The 18,632-nt window shown below is 67.9% G+C and carries 15 protein-coding genes; 5 read left to right on the forward strand and 10 right to left on the reverse strand.

The genetic code is table 11. The annotated features are described in order from the left end of the window. Nucleotides 1-69: 69 nt before the first annotated feature. The 4 genes from ACSFA2_RS02210 to ACSFA2_RS02225 form a co-directional block, all read right to left on the reverse strand. Entirely contained in the window at nt 70-2,370 is a 2,301-nt protein-coding gene (locus tag ACSFA2_RS02210) for an NADP-dependent malic enzyme (RefSeq protein WP_435453669.1), read from the reverse strand. 103 nt (nt 2,371-2,473) lie between these two features. Further along, nucleotides 2,474-3,574, reverse strand: a complete 1,101-nt coding sequence (locus tag ACSFA2_RS02215; protein ID WP_435453670.1) for an AI-2E family transporter — start codon at nt 3,572-3,574, stop codon at nt 2,474-2,476. A gap of 107 nt (nt 3,575-3,681) precedes the next feature. Further along, complete coding sequence (locus ACSFA2_RS02220) at nt 3,682-4,992, reverse strand: C4-dicarboxylate transporter DctA (RefSeq protein ID WP_435453671.1); 1,311 nt, start codon at nt 4,990-4,992, stop codon at nt 3,682-3,684. Nucleotides 4,993-5,113: 121 nt separating this feature from the next. After that, nucleotides 5,114-6,601 (reverse strand): nucleobase:cation symporter-2 family protein, encoded by a 1,488-nt coding sequence (locus ACSFA2_RS02225; protein ID WP_435453672.1) that lies wholly within the window; start codon nt 6,599-6,601, stop codon nt 5,114-5,116. A gap of 128 nt (nt 6,602-6,729) precedes the next feature. Here ACSFA2_RS02225 and ACSFA2_RS02230 point away from each other — a divergent pair, with 128 nt between their 5' ends. Then, nucleotides 6,730-7,623, forward strand: coding sequence for a LysR family transcriptional regulator (locus tag ACSFA2_RS02230; RefSeq protein WP_435453673.1), 894 nt, complete (start codon nt 6,730-6,732; stop codon nt 7,621-7,623). A 13-nt stretch (nt 7,624-7,636) separates the two neighbouring features. Here ACSFA2_RS02230 and ACSFA2_RS02235 read toward each other — a convergent pair whose 3' ends face one another. The 4 genes from ACSFA2_RS02235 to ACSFA2_RS02250 are packed head-to-tail and all read right to left on the reverse strand — an operon-like array spanning nt 7,637 to nt 12,278. Further along, nucleotides 7,637-8,860 (reverse strand): M20 family metallopeptidase, encoded by a 1,224-nt coding sequence (locus tag ACSFA2_RS02235; protein WP_435453674.1) that lies wholly within the window; start codon nt 8,858-8,860, stop codon nt 7,637-7,639. Continuing rightward, nucleotides 8,857-10,644, reverse strand: a complete 1,788-nt coding sequence (gene uraD / locus ACSFA2_RS02240) for a 2-oxo-4-hydroxy-4-carboxy-5-ureidoimidazoline decarboxylase (RefSeq protein WP_435453675.1) — start codon at nt 10,642-10,644, stop codon at nt 8,857-8,859. The genes ACSFA2_RS02235 and uraD overlap by 4 nt, the downstream gene beginning before the upstream one ends. 1 nt (nt 10,645) lies before the next feature. Beyond that, the gene (gene puuE, locus ACSFA2_RS02245) at nt 10,646-11,596 is read right to left on the reverse strand and encodes an allantoinase PuuE (RefSeq protein WP_435453676.1); all 951 of its coding nucleotides are present in this window, start codon (nt 11,594-11,596) and stop codon (nt 10,646-10,648) included. 16 nt (nt 11,597-11,612) lie between these two features. Continuing rightward, complete coding sequence (locus tag ACSFA2_RS02250; RefSeq protein WP_435453677.1) at nt 11,613-12,278, reverse strand: GntR family transcriptional regulator; 666 nt, start codon at nt 12,276-12,278, stop codon at nt 11,613-11,615. A gap of 89 nt (nt 12,279-12,367) precedes the next feature. Here ACSFA2_RS02250 and uraH point away from each other — a divergent pair, with 89 nt between their 5' ends. After that, a complete protein-coding gene (uraH, locus tag ACSFA2_RS02255; protein WP_435453678.1) occupies nt 12,368-12,718 on the forward strand; it encodes a hydroxyisourate hydrolase in 351 nt (116 codons plus the stop codon). 3 nt (nt 12,719-12,721) lie between these two features. On the opposite strand, the gene ACSFA2_RS02260 is transcribed toward uraH, so the two are convergent. Continuing rightward, nucleotides 12,722-13,234, reverse strand: coding sequence for a hypothetical protein (locus ACSFA2_RS02260; protein WP_435453679.1), 513 nt, complete (start codon nt 13,232-13,234; stop codon nt 12,722-12,724). Nucleotides 13,235-13,303: 69 nt separating this feature from the next. Here ACSFA2_RS02260 and xdhC point away from each other — a divergent pair, with 69 nt between their 5' ends. Beyond that, complete coding sequence (xdhC, locus tag ACSFA2_RS02265) at nt 13,304-14,116, forward strand: xanthine dehydrogenase accessory protein XdhC (protein ID WP_435453680.1); 813 nt, start codon at nt 13,304-13,306, stop codon at nt 14,114-14,116. A gap of 174 nt (nt 14,117-14,290) precedes the next feature. Then, entirely contained in the window at nt 14,291-15,496 is a 1,206-nt protein-coding gene (locus tag ACSFA2_RS02270) for a urate hydroxylase PuuD (RefSeq protein ID WP_435453681.1), read from the forward strand. A 329-nt stretch (nt 15,497-15,825) separates the two neighbouring features. Here the strand turns inward: ACSFA2_RS02270 and ACSFA2_RS02275 are convergent, their stop codons facing one another. Continuing rightward, entirely contained in the window at nt 15,826-17,217 is a 1,392-nt protein-coding gene (locus ACSFA2_RS02275) for an 8-oxoguanine deaminase (RefSeq protein WP_435453682.1), read from the reverse strand. 38 nt (nt 17,218-17,255) lie between these two features. Here ACSFA2_RS02275 and ACSFA2_RS02280 point away from each other — a divergent pair, with 38 nt between their 5' ends. Beyond that, nucleotides 17,256-18,593, forward strand: coding sequence for a glycerate kinase type-2 family protein (locus tag ACSFA2_RS02280; protein WP_435453683.1), 1,338 nt, complete (start codon nt 17,256-17,258; stop codon nt 18,591-18,593). Nucleotides 18,594-18,632: the final 39 nt, after the last annotated feature.

Genomic DNA, 18,632 nt, shown 5'->3' on the forward strand with positions numbered 1-18,632 from the left:
CGGTAACGGCGCGCCAATGAAAACGCCCCGGACGGCGCACCGTACCGGGGCGTGAATGGCCGGAATGCCCTATTTCTGGATGGCGGCCTGGGCCACGGCCAGTGCCGTCATGTTCAGCACCCGGCGCACGGTAGCCGACGGCGTGAGGATGTGTGCCGCCGCCGAAGCGCCGAGCAGGATCGGACCCACGGTGATGCCGTTGCCACCGGTCATCTTCAGCACGTTGAAGAGGATGTTCGCGGCGTCGAGGTTCGGGCAGATCAGCAGGTTCGCTTCGCCGGTCAGCGTACTGGTGGGCAGCGACTGGTGGCGGATGTCTTCGGACAGTGCGGCGTCGCCCTGCATCTCGCCGTCGCATTCGACGTCGGGCGCCAGCTTGCCGAACAGGTCGCGCGCGATGCGCATCTTGCGGGCGGAACCGCGCTCGGAGGTGCCGAAGTTCGAATGCGACAGGAAGGCGACCTTGGGCGGCAGACCGAAGCGGCGCACTTCCTCGGAGGCCATGAGCGCGATGTGCGCCAGCTGCTCGGCCGTCGGGTCCTCGTGCACGCTGGTGTCGGCGATGAAGAGGGTGTACTTCTCCAGCGTCAGCGCGTTCATCGTCGCGAAGCCCGGCGCACCGCGCTTCACACCCAGCAATTGGTTGAGGATCTTCAGGTGGCTGTCGAAGCGCCCGACCAACCCGCACAGCATCGCGTCGGCGTCGCCCAGATGCACCATCAGCGCGGCAATGGTGGTGTTGGAGCGGCGCACCATCGCCTTCGAGGCCTCCGGCGTGATGCCGCGCCGGCCCATCAGCTTGTGGTACGCCTCCCAGTACTGGCGGAAGCGGGCGTCGTTCTCGGGGTCGACCACGTCGGCATCGACTTCCAGCCGCAGGTGCAGCCCGGCCTTCTTGATGCGGGCCTCGATCACCGACGGCCGCCCGATGAGGATCGGGCGCGCCAGGCCTTCGTCGACCGCCAGCTGGGCGGCGCGCAGCGCGCGGTCGTCCTCGCCTTCGGCGTAGGCCACGCGCTTCTTGGTCGCCAGCTTGGCCGCGCCGAAGACCGGGCGCATGAACATGCCGGTCTGGTAGACGAAGCGGGTGAGGTGCTGCCGGTAGGCTTCCATGTCCTCGATCGGACGTGCGGCCACGCCGGAGGCGGCGGCTGCCTTGGCCACCGCGGGCGCGATGCGAAGGATCAGCCGCGAGTCGAAGGGCTTGGGGATGATGTAGTCGGGGCCGAAGGACAGTTCCTGACCGGCGTACGCCGTGGCCACTTCTTCGCTGATGTCGGCCTTGGTCAGTTCGGCGATCTCGCGCACGCAGGCCAGCTTCATCTCCTCGGTGATCTTGCTGGCACCGCAGTCGAGCGCGCCACGGAAGATGTACGGGAAGCACAGCACGTTGTTGACCTGGTTCGGGTAGTCCGAACGGCCCGTCGCGATGATGCAGTCGGGCCGCACTTCCTTGGCCAGCTCGGGGCGGATCTCCGGCTCGGGGTTGGCCAGCGCCAGCAGGATGGGCTGCGTGCCCATGCTCTTGACCATGTCCTGCGTGACCACGCCGGGCGCCGAGCAGCCGAGGAAGACGTCGGCGTCCTTCATCACGTCGGCCAGGGTGCGGTCGCCGGTGTCCTTCTGCGCGTAGCGCGACTTCGATTCGTCGAAGCCGCCCGGGCGGCCCATGTAGATCAGTCCCTTGGAGTCGACCGCGAAGATGTTGGCCGGCTTGGCGCCCAGGCCGACCATCACGTCGAGGCAGGCGATGGCGGCGGCGCCCGCGCCCGACACCGCGATCTTCACGTCCCCGATCTTCTTGTTCACCAGTTCCAGGCCGTTGATCAGCGCAGCGGCCGAGATGATGGCGGTGCCGTGCTGGTCGTCATGGAACACCGGAATGTTCATGCGCTCGCGCAGCTTCTTCTCGATGTAGAAGCACTCGGGCGCCTTGATGTCCTCGAGGTTGATGCCGCCCAGCGTGGGCTCGAGCGCCGCGATGATGTCGACCAGCTTGTCGGGGTCGTTCTCGGCCAGCTCGATGTCGAACACGTCGATGCCGGCGAACTTCTTGAAGAGGCCGCCCTTGCCCTCCATCACCGGCTTGGCGGCCAGCGGGCCGATGTTGCCCAGGCCCAGCACCGCGGTGCCGTTGGTGACCACGCCGACCAGGTTGCCGCGCGCGGTGAACTCGGCCGCCAGGCTCGGGTCGGCCTGGATGTCGAGGCAGGGGTAGGCCACGCCGGGCGAATAGGCCAGCGACAGGTCGCGCTGGTTCAGCAGCGGTTTGGTCGGCGTGACGGAAATCTTGCCGCGGACGGGGCTGCGGTGGTATTCGCGTGCGGCTTCGCGCAGCGCTTCTTCGGCGGGGGAAAGTTTGGTGGCCATGGGGCTCTCCGTTCGATGTCGCAAAAACAGAGGGAGAGGCTACCCCAAAGCCGTGTCCCTCTGCAGGGGGAACCCCCGAGGGTGGCTGTGCGATCGGCGCGCGTTACAACGGCGGGACGTTGTCTCGCCCGTCGTCGGCATTGGCGGCATCGGCGGTTTCGTTCGAGGTGGCGAACAGGCTCCACACGGCCATGAACAGCGCAGCGACCACCGGCCCGATCACGAAGCCGTTGATGCCGAAAAGCGCCATGCCGCCGATGGTCGAGATCAGCACGACGTAGTCGGGCATCTGGGTGTCCTTGCCGACCAGAAGCGGGCGCAGGATGTTGTCGATCAGGCCGATCACGAAGACGCCGACGAAGATCAGGCCCAGGCCCTTGGCGATCGCTCCCGTGGCCAGGAAATAGATGGCGACCGGAGCCCAGATGAGCGCCGCACCCACGGCGGGCAGCAGCGACAGGAAGGCCATCACCACCCCCCACAGCAGCGCACCTTGCACGCCGAGCACCGCCAGGGCGATCCCGCCGATGGTGCCCTGCACCCCGGCGACCACCACGTTGCCCTTGACCGTCGCACGGATCACGGTGGTGAACTTGTTGAGCAGGTAGTGGGTGTGCGGACGGGCCAGCGGCAGCGCTTCGCGGATGGTCTTGGACAGGTCGGCACCGTCGCGCAGCAGGAAAAACAGCAGGTAGAGCATCACGAAGAAGCTCACCACAAAATCGAAGGTGTTCTGGCCGATGCTCAATGCCTGCTGGGCGATCATCTGCGAGCCCTGCGCCGCCGTGGTGGACAGCTTCGACAACAGGGCTTCCATGTTGCCCAGCCCGAAGCGGTCCAGCAGGTTCAGCAGCGGCCGGGGCAGTGCGCCGACCACCTGCTGGAAGTAATTGACGAAGTTGAGTTCGCCCGTGCGGATGCGCTGAGTGATCGTCGCCACGTCCTGCACCAGCGACGCGGCGATCATCGACAGCGGCAGGAAGACGATCACCAGGCAGATCGCGAGGGTCGCGAGCGCCGCCAACGTGCGCCGCTGCTTGCCCATCTTCGCCAGCAGCCGCTTGTAGAGCGGGTTGAAGAGGATGGCCAGGGCCACGCCCCACAGCACCGCGCCCGCGAAGGGCAGCAGGATCCAGAAGAAGGCGACGGTGACGGCCGCCAGCAGAAAGAGGAAGAAGCCGCGCTGGAGTTGGGGAGAGATCATGGGCGCCTCGACTGTAGCCGAGGCGGGCCCTGGCGCTTCGCATGGAGCGAAGCTGCCGCGTCAGCGCGCGGCGCGTGTGATCGTGGGCCGGGAGCGCGCCAGGCCGGTCAATGCGCTGCGTGTGCGGCCGAGGGAATCGCGTCGGCATCGTCAGGCACCTGCCGGCCGTCGAGCACCGCGTGCGCGCGTTCACGGTCGATGTCGCCTTCCCAGGCGGCGATGGCCACGGTCGCGACGCAATTGCCGATCAGGTTGCCGAGCGCGCGGGCGATGCCCATGAACCAGTCGACCGACAGCACCAGCACCAGCCCGATGGCCGGAATCGCCGGGATGGCGTGCAGCGTGGCCGCCAGCACCACGATGGCCGAACCCGGCACGCCGTGCGCGCCCTTCGACGTGACCAGTGCGATCGCGAGGATGGTCAGCAGGTCGGACATCGAAATCGGCGTGTTGGTGGCCTGCGCGATGAACACGGCCGCCAGCGTGATGTAGATGGAAAACGCGTCGAGGTTGAACGAGTAGCCCGTCGGGATGACAAGACCCACCGTGGAGTCGCGCACACCCATGCGGCGGAGCTTGGCCATGATCTGCGGCAGCACGCTGTCCGAGGAAGTGGTCGCGAAAACGATGGCGAGTTCCTCGCGCAGGTAGCGCAGCAGCTTGATCAGGCTGAAGCCCGACAGACGCATGACCAGCCCCAGCACGCCGAAAACGAAGATCAGCACCGACGCGTAGTACAGCGCCACCAGCATGCCGAGTTGCTTGAGCGACCCGATGCCGTACTTGCCGACGGTGAAGGCAATGGCACCCAGCACGCCGAGCGGGGCGAGCTTGATGATGATGCCCATGATCTTGAAGAGCACCAGCGACATGGCGTCGACCACCACGGCCACGGGCTTGCCGAGGTCGCCCAGCAACGCCAGGGCGCAACCGAAGAGCACGGCGAAGAGCAGCACCTGCAGCACGTCGCCGGTGGCGAAGGCCTGGACCACCGTGTTGGGAATGAGCTTCATGAGGAACTCGACCGTGCCACCGCTGGTGAGCTTGTCGGCGTTCGACGCGTAGGCGCCCATCGCGGAGGCGTCGAGCAGCTTCGGATCGACGTTCATGCCCACACCCGGCTTGAAGACGAAGGCCAGGACCAGGCCCAGCGCCAGGGCGATGGTCGTCAGCACCTCGAAGTAGATCAGGGCCTTGATGCCGACCCGCCCGACACGCTTGAGGTCGCCCGCGCCGGCGATGCCATGCACCACGACGCAGAACACCAGCACCGGAATGATCATCTTGATCAGCTTGATGAAGCCGTCGCCCAGGGGCTTCAGCTTGGCGGCGAAGTCGGGGGCTGCAAGCCCGAGAACGACGCCGAGCACGAGGGCAATGACAACCTGCCCGAAGAGAGATTTCGCAAAGCGAGCCATGATTTTTGACACTCCCGGATATTGTTGAATACAAGAAAAGCATCGTCTTGTATGCAAGCAATGTGCCATCGAGTGGCGCTTTGGGCTACGGGAAAGTCCCGCGCCTGCAAGCGACTGCGTGTCAGTGGGCCTCTGCCTGCTTGGCTGCGGCGATGATCGCGGCCTCGTCATGCTTCGCGCCGTTCAGGAACAGGTTCAGCAGCACCGCCGTGATCGAGGCCAGCAAAATGCCCGACTCGATCAGCGAGTGCAGCCCGTGCGGCATCCACTGCTTGAAGTTGGGAGCGATGAGCGGAATCATGCCGACGCCGATCGACACGGCGACGATCATCGGGTTGTGCCGGTTGGTCTTGAAATCCACGCCCGACAGGATGCGGATGCCGGTGGCGGCCACCATGCCGAACATCACGAGGCCTGCACCGCCCAGCACCACGGTGGGCAGCGACTCGATCAGCGCCGCCATCTTGGGCAGCAGGCCCAGCACCACCAGGATCACGCCGCCGGCCACGCACACGTAGCGGCTCTTGATGCCGGTGACGGCCACCAGCCCGACGTTCTGCGAGAAGCTGGTGTAGGGGAAGGTATTGAAGATGCCGCCGATGAGCGTGCCCAGGCCGTCGGTGCGCAGGCCCTTGGCCAGGTCCTTCTGGTCGATCTTGCGTTCGGTCATCTCGCCCAGCGCCAGGAACATGCCGGTCGACTCGATCATCACCACGATCATGATCAGCGTCATGGTGAGGATGAGGATCGGGTCGAACTGCGGCATGCCGAAGTGGAAGGGCAGCACCACGTCGAACCACGGTGCCTTGCCGACCTTCTCGTAGGTCATGATGCCCATCGCCGTGGCGACCACGCCGCCGATCGCGATGCCCAGCAGCACCGAGATGTTGGCGATGAAGCCCTTGGCGTACTTCACGATCAGCAGGATCGACACCAGCACCAGCGCGGCCACGCCGAAGCCGGTGAGGTCGGCGTACTTGGGGTTGGGCACGGTCGGCAAAATGGCGAAGCCCTTGGGTACCGGCGGGATGGCGCTGCCGGGCGAGGTGACGTCGGCCAGCCACTTGGCGTAGGCCGGGTCGACGATGGCTGGTGCGGTCGGGCCGAAGGGGTTGCCGAAGATCCAGTTGATGCCCACGCGCATCAGGCTGATGCCGATGACCGCGATGATCGTGCCCGTCACCACCGGCGGGAAGAAGCGCAGCAGCCTGCTCACCACCGGCGCGATGAGGATCGAGATCACGCCGGCCCCGATGATCGAGCCGAAGAGCAGTTGCGCGCCGGCCACCCCCGGGTTGGCATTGGCGATGGCCACCATCGGCGCGACCGACGCGAAGGTCACGCCCATCATCACCGGCAGCTTGATGCCGAACCACTGCGTGGCGCCGAGCGACTGGATCAGGGTGGCGATGCCGCAGCAGAACAGGTCGGCCGAAATGAGCAACGCGACCTCGCTCGGGCTCAGCTTGAGCGCGCGGCCCACGATCAGCGGCACCGCGACCGCCCCCGCATACATCACCAGCACGTGCTGCAGGCCGAGCGCCGTGAGCTTGCCGAGCGGCAGCTTCTGGTCGACGGGATGGACGCTGGAGGAAGCGGGAGAACGCATCGAAAGCTCCTTGAAGGGGCGAGGAAGGGCGAGCAGGCGGCGCGGGCCACGGCCGGGAAACCGGAAGAATAGGCAATTGCGCTGTATCGATAAAGACGGATAATCCGATAAATCAATCAGGATTTCCGATGAAACCTTCATTGGCCGAGCTTCGCGTCTTCGTGGCAGTGGCCGAAAGCGGGCACTTCACGCGGGCGGCCGAGCACCTCGGCATGTCGCAGTCGTCGCTCAGCGCCGCGCTCGGCAAGCTCGAGAAGATGCTCGGCACGCGGCTCTTCGACCGGCACACGCGGGCCTGCCGACCGACCGAGGCCGGCACGGCGCTGTTGCCGGCCGCACGCCGTCTGGTGGCCGACTGGGACCAGCTGCTGGGAAGCGCGCACGACTTCGCGGTATTCGCACGCGGCCGCATCGACGTGGCGGCGCCCAATGCCCAGTGCGCCCTCCTGCTGCCGCCGGTGATCCGCAGCTTTCGGGAGACGCATCCCGGCGTGCGTGTGGTGCTGCACGACGTGCCGGAGCACGAGGTGCACGCGCTGGTGCGCAGCGGTGCCGCCGACCTCGGCATCGCGACCCAGACCGATGCGCGCACCGACCTGGTCGTCACGCCGCTGTTCACCGACCAGTTCGTCGCGGTGCTGCCGCCGGGGCACGCGCTGAGCGCGAAGCGATCGCTCGAATGGTCACAGCTGGCGCGCGAATCGATCATCGGCTACCTGCCGGGCAACCCGGTGCGCCGCCTGCTCGACGACAAGCTGGCCGAGCGCGGCATCACGCTCGACTACGTCTTCGAGATCGCCTTGCCCTGGACCACGGTCGGCCTGGCGCGCGAAGGGCTGGGCATCGCGGTGGTCACGATGGCGCTGCGGCCGCTGGCGCAATGGCATGGGCTGGAGGTGCGGCCCATCGGGCGGCCCCAACTGGCACGCACGCTGGTGCTGCTGCGTGCGCCAGGGAACTCGCTGTCGCCGGCGGCCGCGGCGTTCAGGGACTTGCTGGCCGGCGTGGCGCCGGTGGCTTAGGCGCGCGTCTCGGTCAGGTCAGCAGGTCGGCCAGCGTCCGCGCGATGACTTTGGTGGCGCGTCGGAGGTCTCCCAGCACCACGCGTTCGTCGCTGCGCTTGGCATGCGACTCGAGCACGGTGCGCGGGCCGGCGCCGTAGATCACGCCGGGGATGCCGGCTTCGCCGTACAGGCGAACGTCGGTGTAGAGCGGAGTTCCCATGGCAGGAATCGGCTCGCCGAACACCGCCTCGCCGTGCTTCTGGAGCGCATCGACCAGCGGCTTGTTGCCTTCTAGCGGGCGCATCGCGTTGGCCAGCAGCAGGCGCTTGATGTCCACCGTGACGCCAGCGCATTCCGTTGCCGCCTCGGTGATCACGCGGCGGATCGTCGCCTCGACTTCGGCCGGGTTCTCTTCCGGGATCATGCGGCGATCGAGCTTGAACACGACCTTGCCCGGCACGACGTTGGTGTTGGTGCCGCCTTCGATGCGGCCGACGTTGAGGTAGGGGTGCGTGATGCCCTCGACCTCGGAGCTCACGTTCTTGTACAGCGCGTTCTGCGCATACAGCGCATTCAGGATGTGCACCGCGCCCTGCAGCGCGTCGATGCCGGTGGCCGGGATGGCGGCGTGCGCCATCTTGCCGTGCACCGTCACCTCCATCTGCAGGCAACCGTTGTGGGCGGTCACGACCTCGTAGCTGAAGCCTGCGGCGATCATCAGGTCGGGCTTCGTCAGCCCCTGGCTCAGCAGCCAGCCCGGGCCGAGCAGGCCACCGAATTCCTCGTCGTAGGTGAAGTGGAGTTCGACCGCGCCCTTTATCGGCTTGGCGACCGCTTCGAGCGCGCGCAGGGCGAAGGTGAAGCTTGCGAAGTCGCTCTTGCTGACCGCGGCCGCGCGGCCGTACAGCGCGCCGCCGTCGATCTCGCCGCCGTACGGGTCGTGTGTCCAGCCGTCGCCCGGCGGCACGACGTCGCCGTGCGCGTTCAACGCCACCGTGCGGCCGGGGCCATAGGCGCGGCGCACGATCAGGTTGGTGAGGGATTCGAGGCCGTAGTCCTTCACCTGCTGCGCCGGCACCGGGTGCTTTTCGGCAGTGAACCCGAAGTTTTCGAGCAGTTCGGCGGTGCGATCGGCGTGCGGCGCGTTGTTGCCCGGCGGCGTGTCGGTGGGCACGCGGACGAGCTGCTGCAGGAAGGTCACTTCCTCGTCGAAGTGGGCGTCGATCCAGGCGTCGAGCTTGGCGTAGTCGGTCATGGTGTGGCGGGGTTCTGTTCTTTGGCGAGGTCGTCGAGCAGGCGCTGAAAAGCGTTCACCGCCAGGTCGATGTCGTCGTTGGTGCTCGATTCGAGCGGGTTGTGGCTGATGCCGGCGTTCAGGCCGCGCACGAAGAGCATGGCCTGCGGCATCACCTCGTGCAGCTTCATCGCGTCGTGGCCGGCGCCGCTGGGCATGCGGAAAAGCGGCACGCCCAGCGCGTCGACCGCGCGCTCCCAGCGCTGCTGCCAGTCGGGCGCGCTCGGCGCGGCCGAGGCCTGCATGGCGAGTTCGCGCGTCTGGCGCAGGCCGCGGCGCTGCACGATCGCGTCGAGCGTCGCGAGCACGTCGGCCACCATGGCGTCGCGCTGGGCGTTGTTGGGGGCGCGCATGTCGAGGCTGAACTTGCAGCGGCCCGGCACCACGTTGATGGAGCCGGCGGGCACCTCGAGCATGCCGACGGTGGCGACCGAGTCGCCGTCCTGCGCGGCACGCTGTTCGGCGTAGACCATCAGCTCGGCGACGGCCGCGGCGGCGTCGCGCCGGCGGTCCATCGGCGTCGTACCGGCGTGGCTCGCCATGCCGATCACCTCGCACACGTAGCGCACGCCGCCGTTGATGGAGGTGACGATGCCCAGCGGCAGTTCGAGCTCGTTGAGCACCGGGCCCTGTTCGATGTGCACCTCGACGAAGCCGAGGTAGCGTGCCGGGTCGCGCTGGATGGCGGGGATGTCCTGCTCGCGCAGGCCGGCGTGCTGCATGGCCTCGCGCATCGTCATGCCATGCGCGTCCTTCTGCGTCAGCCAGTCGGGGTTGAAGTGGCCGATGAGTGCGCCCGAGCCGAGGAAGGTCGCCTTGTAGCGCTGGCCTTCCTCTTCGGCGAAGGCGACCACCTCGAAGCCGAAGGGCAGTCGGCGGCCTTGGCGCACCAGCTCGCGCACGCAGGCGATGGGCACGAAGATGCCCAGCCGCCCGTCGTACTTGCCGCCGTTGCGCACGGTGTCGTAGTGCGAGCCGGTGAGCAGTGCGCGCGCGCCGGGAACGGACGCTTCGTAGCGGCCGACCACGTTGCCCACGGCATCGATCTCGACCGTGTCGAAGCCCACCTCGCGCATCAGCGCGGCGATCTGCGCGGCGCAGGCGCGGTGCGCGTCGGTCAGGTAGGTGACGGTGAGCTGGCCCTTTTCCTTGAAGCCCGGGTCGCTGTGCACCGCCAGCTGCTCGTGCCAGTCCCACACGTCGTTGCCCAGCGCGGGCGTCACGCCGAACTTGTCGTTCAGGCGGATCTCGGCGATGCGGTGGATGTTGCGCAGCGACTCGGCACGCTCGAAGTCGGCATGGTTGTCCACGCGGCGCTCGAAGGTCTCGATGATCTCCTGCTTCTGCAGGCCGGTGCCGCGCGGCCCGCGCACGGCGAGGATGAAGGGGAAGCCGAACTTCGCGCCGTAGGCGGCGTTGAGCTGGCGGATCGTCTCGAGCTCCTCGGGTGTGCAGTCGGTCAGCCCGGCCTTGCGCTGCTCGTTGGTGGATTCGGCCGTCAGCGTGTTCGCCGTCATCGCCTTGCCGGCGAGCTCAGGGTGGGCGCGGATCAGGCCCAGCTGCGCGTCGGCATCGGCGTCGTTGACGACGCGCGCCATGGCGTGCTTGAGGTGTTGCAGCGATCGGAAGGGCCGCGCGGCCAGCGCCTCTTCGGCGATCCACGGTGAGTGCTCGTACACGCCGTCGAGCAGGGCGATCGCCTCGGTGGGCGAGGCAGCGTTGAGTTGGTCGATGCTCAGCGGCATGTCATTCTCCTGCGACGGGCCGGAACGGGTGCACCTGCTTCCAGTGCCGGGCGATGTCGATGCGGCGGCAGACCCACACGCGTTCGTGGCTCTGCACATGGTCGAGGAAGCGGCGCAGCGCGCCGATGCGGCCGGGCTTGCCCAGCAGGCGGCAGTGCATGCCGATGCTCATCATCTTCGGCGCTTCTTCGCCTTCGGCATAGAGGGCGTCGAAGCTGTCGCGCAGGTAGGTGAAGAAGTGGTCGCCGGTGTTGAAGCCCTGCGTCTGCACGAAGCGCATGTCGTTGCAGTCGAGCGAATAGGGCACCACCAGGTGCGGGGCGATGCTGCCGTCGCTCTTCTCGACCTGCATCCAGAAGGGCAGGTCGTCGCCGTAGTAGTCGCTGTCGTAGTCGTAGCTGCCCTGGTCGACCACCAGCCGGCGGGTGTTGGGGCTGTCGCGGCCGGTGTACCAGCCCAGCGGCCACTGGCCGCCGGTCATGTCGCGGATGACGTGCGTGGCCAGGTCGAGATGGCGCTTCTCGGTGGCTACGGCCAAGTTCTGGTAGTGGATCCAGCGCAGGCCGTGGTTGGCGATCTCGTAGCCGTTCTTCAAAAAGGTCTCGACCAGTTCCGGGTAGCGCTGCAGCGCCATGCCGACGCCGAAGACCGTGAGCGGCAGGCCGCGCGATTCGAATTCCTTGAGGATGCGCCAGACGCCGACGCGCGAGCCGTACTCGTACATCGACTCCATCGTCATGTGGCGGTTCTCGTAGGCCTGCGCCGTGATGAGTTCCGACAGGAAGGTCTCGGAGGTCGGGTCGCCGTGCAGCGGGTTGTTCTCGCCGCCTTCTTCGTAGTTGAGGACGAATTGCACGGCGATCTTCGCCTGCCCCGGCCACTGGGCGTGGGGCGCGTGGCGGCCGTAGCCGACGAGGTCGCGGGGGTAGGGGGTGGGGACGGTATCGCTCATGGGGGTGACGCCGCGTTCAGGACAGCGCAAGTGAGATGTCGTTGGTCGGCACCCGGCTGTCGAAGGTCAGGCTGGCCTCGACGTGTTCCAGGTGTTCGGTCATCAGGCGCACGGCCCGTTCTTCGTCTCGGGCCGCCAGCGCTTTCACGATGTCGGCGTGTTCTTCGTTGGAATGCTGGGCCGCCACCGGCCGCTGGTACATCAGCGTGATCAGCGCGCAGCGCGAGACCAGCTCGCCCAGCATCTGCGCCAGCACCGCGTTGCCCATCAGCTCGGCCATGCGGACGTGGAAATCGCCGAGCAGTTCGTTGCCCCGGGCGCCGACGCCGGCGGCGACCGCCGCCTTCTCGTTGGCCACGTGCTCGCGCAGCGCCTTGATGCGCGCCGGCGTCACCTCGCGCACGAAGGCGCGCGTCATCTCGGCTTCGAGCATGCGCCGCACCGCGAAGACCTGCCGGGCTTCGTCGACCGCCGGTGCCGCCACGAAGGCGCCGCGCGCCGGCTCGAGCCGGATCAGCCGGTTCTGCGAGAGCTGGAACAAAGCTTGCCTCACCAGCGTGCGCGACACACCGAAGTGATCGGCCAGCTTCTGTTCGGCCAGCTTGCTGCCCGGCTGCAGGCGGTGCTCGACGATGGCCTTGGTCAGGGCGTCGACGATTGCGCCGGTGGGGGAGGGCTCCATGGATTGATGATAGACCCAAAGCCAATAACTGTATACACTTTTGTTCACCAAATGAACCGCCGGCGTGCCGGAGACCGAAGGAGCAACCCATGGGCCTGAGCACCCACGTACTCGACACGATGCACGGCGCGCCCGCCGTGGGCATGGCTGTGGCGCTGTACACCACGCAGGGCGACAGCGCGACGCTGGTGAAGCGTTTCACCCTCAACGCCGACGGCCGCAGCGACGGCCCGCTCTACGACAACCACACCATCCGCGTCGGCACCTACCGCCTGACCTTCGAGGTGGCCGCCTATTTCAAGGCGCGCGGCGTGCAACTGCCCGAGCCCAACTTCCTCGACAAGGTCTCGCTCGATTTCGGCGTGGCCCACACCGACCAGCATTACCACGTGCCGCTGCTGGTGAGCCCGTGGAGCTACTCGACCTACCGAGGCTCCTGAGGCCTACAACTGGCCTTCGGTCAAAGTGTCCAACTGGAAGTGACCGCCCTTGTCCCACAGCCAGGTGTCGGTCCAGGTCACGCGGCCGAGCTGCGCGGCGGCCGGAAAGGGCGAGGCTTCCAACACCGTGCGCTCGATCTCCGCGATGACTTCCGGCGCGTGCTTCGGCGCACGCATCCAGTGCATCGACAACACCTTGCCGTGGGCGTCCAGGTTGACCTGCAGCGTGCCGACCGCATAGAGCAGTGCCGGCAGCTTGCCGCCGTAGATGCGCTCCTTGTTGGCGTCGTAGATGTGGCGGGCCGCGTCCTTGCGGTAGTCGCGCGGGTTGGCCGCGGTGGATGCGCGCGGCACGGTGCGGGTGGCCGGCCCGGGCTCCGGCGTCGCGCCGCTGAGCTGGCCGGGCACCGGCTGGGTGATGGGCGCCCTCGGGCTGCTGCCGCAGCCGGCGAGCCACAGGGTGGCGAACAGGGCGCCGGCGAGGGCGAAACGACGCGGTGAGAGGCTGCAAATCATCGCCGGGGTTATACCGTGCATACAGCCGGGCCCCGTAACGGGGCGTCATCCCGCGGGACAATCCACGGCATGAATCCTGCCCTCGACGACCTGTTGCATCGGCTCGGCCTTGGCCCGGGGGTGCTGGTGCGCGTCGAGGCGACCAAGGGCTCGGTACCGCGCGAGGCCGGCACCTGGATGGCTGTCTGGCCCGACGCGCTGACCGGCACCATCGGCGGCGGCCAGCTCGAATTCCAGGCGGTGCGGGAAGCGCGTGCCTGGCTCGGTGGCGGGGAGCCCATCGACGGCATCCGCCGCTACCCGTTGGGGCCGAGCCTGGGCCAGTGCTGCGGCGGCGTGGTGTTCCTGCGCTTCCGTCGCGTCGACGCCGGGAATGCGCCCGCGCTGCGCGACGAACTCGGCGCGCACCTGAAGCCGGTGGCGCTGTTCGGCGGCGGTCACGTCGGTGCGGCGCTGGCGCGGCTGCTCGTGACGCTGCCCTTCGCCGTGCGCTGGATCGACAGCCGCGAAGGCGTGTTCCCGTCCACCGTGCCGGCGCAGGTCGAGACCGAGCATTCCGAACCGGTGCAATCGGCCGTCAACGGCCTGGCGCCCGGCTCACGCGTGCTGATCATGAGCTTCAGCCATGCCGAAGACCTCGACATCGTCATCGCCTGCCTGCAGCGGCTGCGCCTGCAGGGCGACCTGCCCTACGTCGGCCTGATCGGCAGCAAGACCAAGTGGGCGACCTTCCGCCACCGGCTGGAGGCGCGCGGCTTTTCGCAGGCGGAGCTGGCCCGCATCACCTGCCCGATCGGCGTGCCCGGCATCGGTGGCAAGGAGCCGGAGGTGATCGCCGTCGCGGTGGCGGCACAGTTGTTGCAATCGATCGACAGCGACTGACGATGGCGGCCTCACGGCCGAAAAAGTGCATACACTTCGGTTCACAACTCCATGCCGCAGCGGAGCCAGGTCCTTTGCAGGACCTGCGTTCGCGGCTCTTCTTCTGCTTACAGCGCCCGCGGTGGTGAGCAGGCCAAAACGACAAGGCGCCCCCACGCGCCGACAAGGTTGAGCATGGAAAGCTACTACCTCGACTGGGCCAACCTGCTGCTGCGCTGGGTCCACGTCATCACCGCCGTTGCCTGGATCGGTGCTTCCTTCTACTTCGTGATGCTGGACAACAGCCTCGAGAAACCGCAGGACGCCGAGTCGCTCGACAAGGGCGTCAGCGGCGAACAGTGGGCGGTGCACGGCGGCGGCTTCTACAACATGCAGAAGTACGGCCTGGCGCCCAAGAAGCTGCCCGACCACCTGCACTGGTCGTACTGGGAGAGCTACACCACCTGGATCACCGGCTTCGCGTTGTTCACGATGTCGTACCTGTGGAACGCGAGCACCTACCTGATCGACAAGTCCAAGATGGACTGGCAGCCGGGCGCCGCCATCTCGGTGGCGCTGGCCTTCTTCGTCGTGTTCTGGATCGTCTACGACGGCATCTGCCAGATCTTCGGCCGCCGCAAGCACGGTGATGCGATCGTCGGCGTGCTGGTCGCCGTCTTCGTCGCCTTCGCGGCCTGGCTGGCCTGCCACTGGTTCGCCGGTCGCGCCGCCTTCCTGCTGGTCGGCGCGATGATGGCCACGACCATGAGCGGCAACGTGTTCTTCTGGATCATTCCTGGCCAGCGCGAGAACGTGGCGTTGATGCGCCAGGGCAAGCCGATCAACCCGGTCCACGGCCAGCGCGGCAAACAGCGCAGCGTGCACAACACCTACTTCACGCTGCCGGTGCTGTTCGCGATGCTGAGCAACCACTACAGCTTCACGTACACACACCCCTACAACTGGATCGTGCTGCTGCTGATCATGCTCGGCGGCGCGGCCATCCGTCAGTTCTTCGTGGTGCGGCATCGCTTCAAGCTGGGCAACGCGAAGAATCCGCTGCCCTACGCGATGGTCGGCATCGCCGTGCTCGGCCTCACCATCGTCTGGATGAAGCCCGAACCCGTGGCGGCACCGGCGCCGGGTGCGGTGATACCGAAGGTCGCGTTCGGCGATGTGCAGAAGGTGCTGGAGCAGCGCTGCTACATGTGCCATGGCGCAGCGGTGCAGATGAAGAACGTGCGCCTCGACACGTCCGACCAGGTGGCGGCGCATGCGCAGGCCGTCTATCAGCAGGTGGTGGTGACGAAGATCATGCCGATGAACAACGCGACCGGCATCACGGATGCGGAGCGGGCGTTGATCGGGCGCTGGTTCGAGGCGGGGGCGAAGACGCAATAGGCTTTGGTCGACGCTCTGTGCGTTGTCGTGTTGCCTAAGAAGTCATGAATGTTCGTGGCGGGCTCGAGGGCGACGGGCAGCCCCTTCCGCGAATGTCCCCCGCCTGCGGCTCCTCCTTTATTTCGCTGCAGGGGCTACCCATCACCCTCGGCCTTGGGCACGCCATGTCGTTCAACGCGATCACCACGGCCGCGTCCAGGCGCAGGCCGGTGGGGTGTACTGCGCAGTGAGGTCAAGGAGGAGCCGAAGGCGGGGGACACGAACGAAGCAGTGCACCGCGCCGGCATGCGCCCGCTACGACGCCCAGTGCCCGGCGCTCAGGCGGAAGATCAACCCGCAGCGAGCTCGCGCGCCAGCCTGTTGTGCCGCTCCACCAGCGGCCCCAGGTCGACGGTTGCCACCTGCCCCTCCCGCACCACCACCCGCCCGTTGACCACGGTATAGGCCGCCTGCGGGCTGGCGCACAGCAGCAGGCTCGCGACCGGGTCGTGCACCGCGCCCCCCGCGAAGGCGACGGTGTTCAGGTCGAACACTGCGAGGTCGGCGCACAGGCCCGGCGCCAGGTGGCCGATGTCGGCGCGGCCCAGCACCGCGGCACCGCCGCGCGTGGCGATGGCCAGCGCATCGCGCGCCGTCATCTCCGACGGGCCATGGTCGCAGCCGAAGGGTTCGAGTGACCGGCCCACGCGCGCCAGCAGCAGTGCCTGGCGCGCCTCGTTGACCATGTGCGCGCCGTCGTTGCTGGCACTGCCGTCCACACCCAGGCCGACCGGCACGCCCGCGTCGAGCATGCGGCGGATCGGTGCGATGCCCGAGGCCAGCCGCATGTTGCTGCACGGGCAATGCGCCACGCCGGTCTTCGTCTTCGCGAACAGCGCGATGCCTTCGGCGTCGAGCTTCACGCAGTGCGCGTGCCACACGTCGTGGCCGAGCCAGCCCAGGTCCTGCGCGTACTCGGTGGGCGTGCAGTTGAACTTCTCGCGGCTGTAGGCGATGTCGTGGTCGTTCTCGGCCAGGTGGGTGTGGAGGCGCACGCCTTGGCCCTTGAACGAGCGGGCCAGCAGCGCCGATTCGCGCATCAGGTCGCGGCTCACGCTGAAGGGCGAGCAGGGCGCCACCGCCACGTTGACCATCGCACCGTGCGTGGCGTCGTGGTGCGTCTCGATCAGGCGCTGCGTGTCGGACAGGATGGTGTCTTCGCGCTCCACCACGCGGTCGGGCGGCAGGCCGCCCTGCGAGGCGCCGACACTCATGCTGCCGCGCGTCGCCACGAAGCGCATGCCGATCTCGCGCGCCGCGTCGATGCTGTCGTCCAGCCGAACGCCGTTGGGGTAGATGTAGAGGTGGTCGCTGCTCGTGGTGCAGCCCGACAGCAGCAGCTCGGCCATGGCGACTTGCGTCGACACATGCACCATCTCCGGCGTGAGACCGGCCCAGATCGGGTACAGGCCACGCAGCCACGAGAACAGCTCCGCGTCCTGTACCGCGGGGATCGCGCGGGTCAGCGACTGAACCATGTGGTGGTGCGTGTTGATCAGCCCCGGCACGACGAGGTGGCCACGCGCGTCGATCACCTCATCGGCCGTCTGTGGCAGGTCAGCCGCCGGCCCGATCGCCTCAATGCGGTTCTCGCGCACGAAGACCGACGCATCGCGCCACTCGGTGCGCGCGTCGTCGAAGGTGGCGACGCAGGTCGCGTTGCGGATGAGCAGGGTGGTCATGGCGCGAGCAGACAGAATAGAGCGTGGAGACAACGCAAATGATCGCACCGAACCCTTCTTCCGGCGTGCCTGATGCACGCACGTCCCCGCGCGAATTCCTCGCGCACTTGTATGGCGTCGCGGTCGCGCGCGCCTTGCCGCTGACCGGCATGGCCCCGTGTCTGCCGACGCCGCCCAGGGGCCGCACGCTGGTGCTGGGCGCCGGCAAGGCGGGCGGCTCGATGGCACAGGCGCTCGAAGCGCTGTGGCCGGCCGAGGCGCCGCTGTCGGGGCTGGTCGTCACGCGCTATGGCCACATCCCGCCGCGACCGGAGGGACTCGCGTCGCGCATCGAGATCGTCGAGGCCGCGCACCCCGTGCCCGACACGGCCGGGCTGAAGGCCGCCGAGCGCATCCTGGCGCTCGCCGAAGGGCTCACGGCGGACGACCTGGTGCTGTGCCTCATCTCCGGCGGCGGTTCGGCATTGCTCACCTTGCCGGCCGAGGGGCTCACGCTCGAGGACAAGCAGCGCATCAACAAGCAGTTGCTCGAGAGCGGCGCGCACATCGGCGAGATGAACTGCGTGCGCAAGCACCTGTCGCGCATCAAGGGTGGACGATTGGCTGCGGCCTGCGCGCCGGCGCAGGTGGTCACGCTCACCATCAGCGACGTGCCGGGCGACGACCCGGCTGTCATCGCGAGCGGTCCCACGGTGCCTGACGCGACCACCTGCGCCGACGCGATGGCCATCCTCGACCGCTACGGCATCGCGGTGCCGCCGGCCGTGCGCGCGCAGCTGGAGCGCGGCGCACTCGAAACGCCGAAGCCATCCGACGCCGTGTTCCAGGGCCATACCACGCACCTCATCGCCACGCCGCAGCAATCGCTCGAAGCCGCCGCCGCGGCCGCGCGTGCGGCGGGCATCGACGCGCACATCCTGAGCGACGAGATGGAAGGCGAGTCGCGCGAGGTCGGCAAGGTGCATGGCGCGCTGGCCCGCGCGGTCGCGCTGCGGGGCGCGCCCTTCGCGAAGCCCTGCGTGATCCTGTCGGGCGGCGAGACCACGGTGACGATCCGCCCGCGCCAGCCCGGCCAGGCCAAGGGCCGCGGCGGCCGCGCCGGCGAGTTCTGCCTGGGCCTGGCCGGTGCGCTGGCCGGCCGGGCCGACGTGTGGGCGCTCGCGGCCGACACCGACGGCATCGACGGCGTGGAAGACAACGCCGGCGCCTTCGTCACGCCCGACACGCTGGCGCGCGCCACCGCCCAGGGCCGCAAGCTTGCCGACCATCTCGACCGCAACGACGCCTACGGCTACTTCGACGCCCTCGGCGATCTGCTGGTCACCGGGCCGACGCACACCAACGTGAATGACTTTCGGGCGCTGCTGATTCTTTGAGCAACGCGCGCAGGGCGTGGTTGCTGGAATCTAGTCACC

The sequence above is a fragment of the Variovorax cryoconiti genome, from assembly GCF_051216395.1.
Taxonomy (GTDB): Bacteria; Pseudomonadota; Gammaproteobacteria; order Burkholderiales; family Burkholderiaceae_C; genus Variovorax.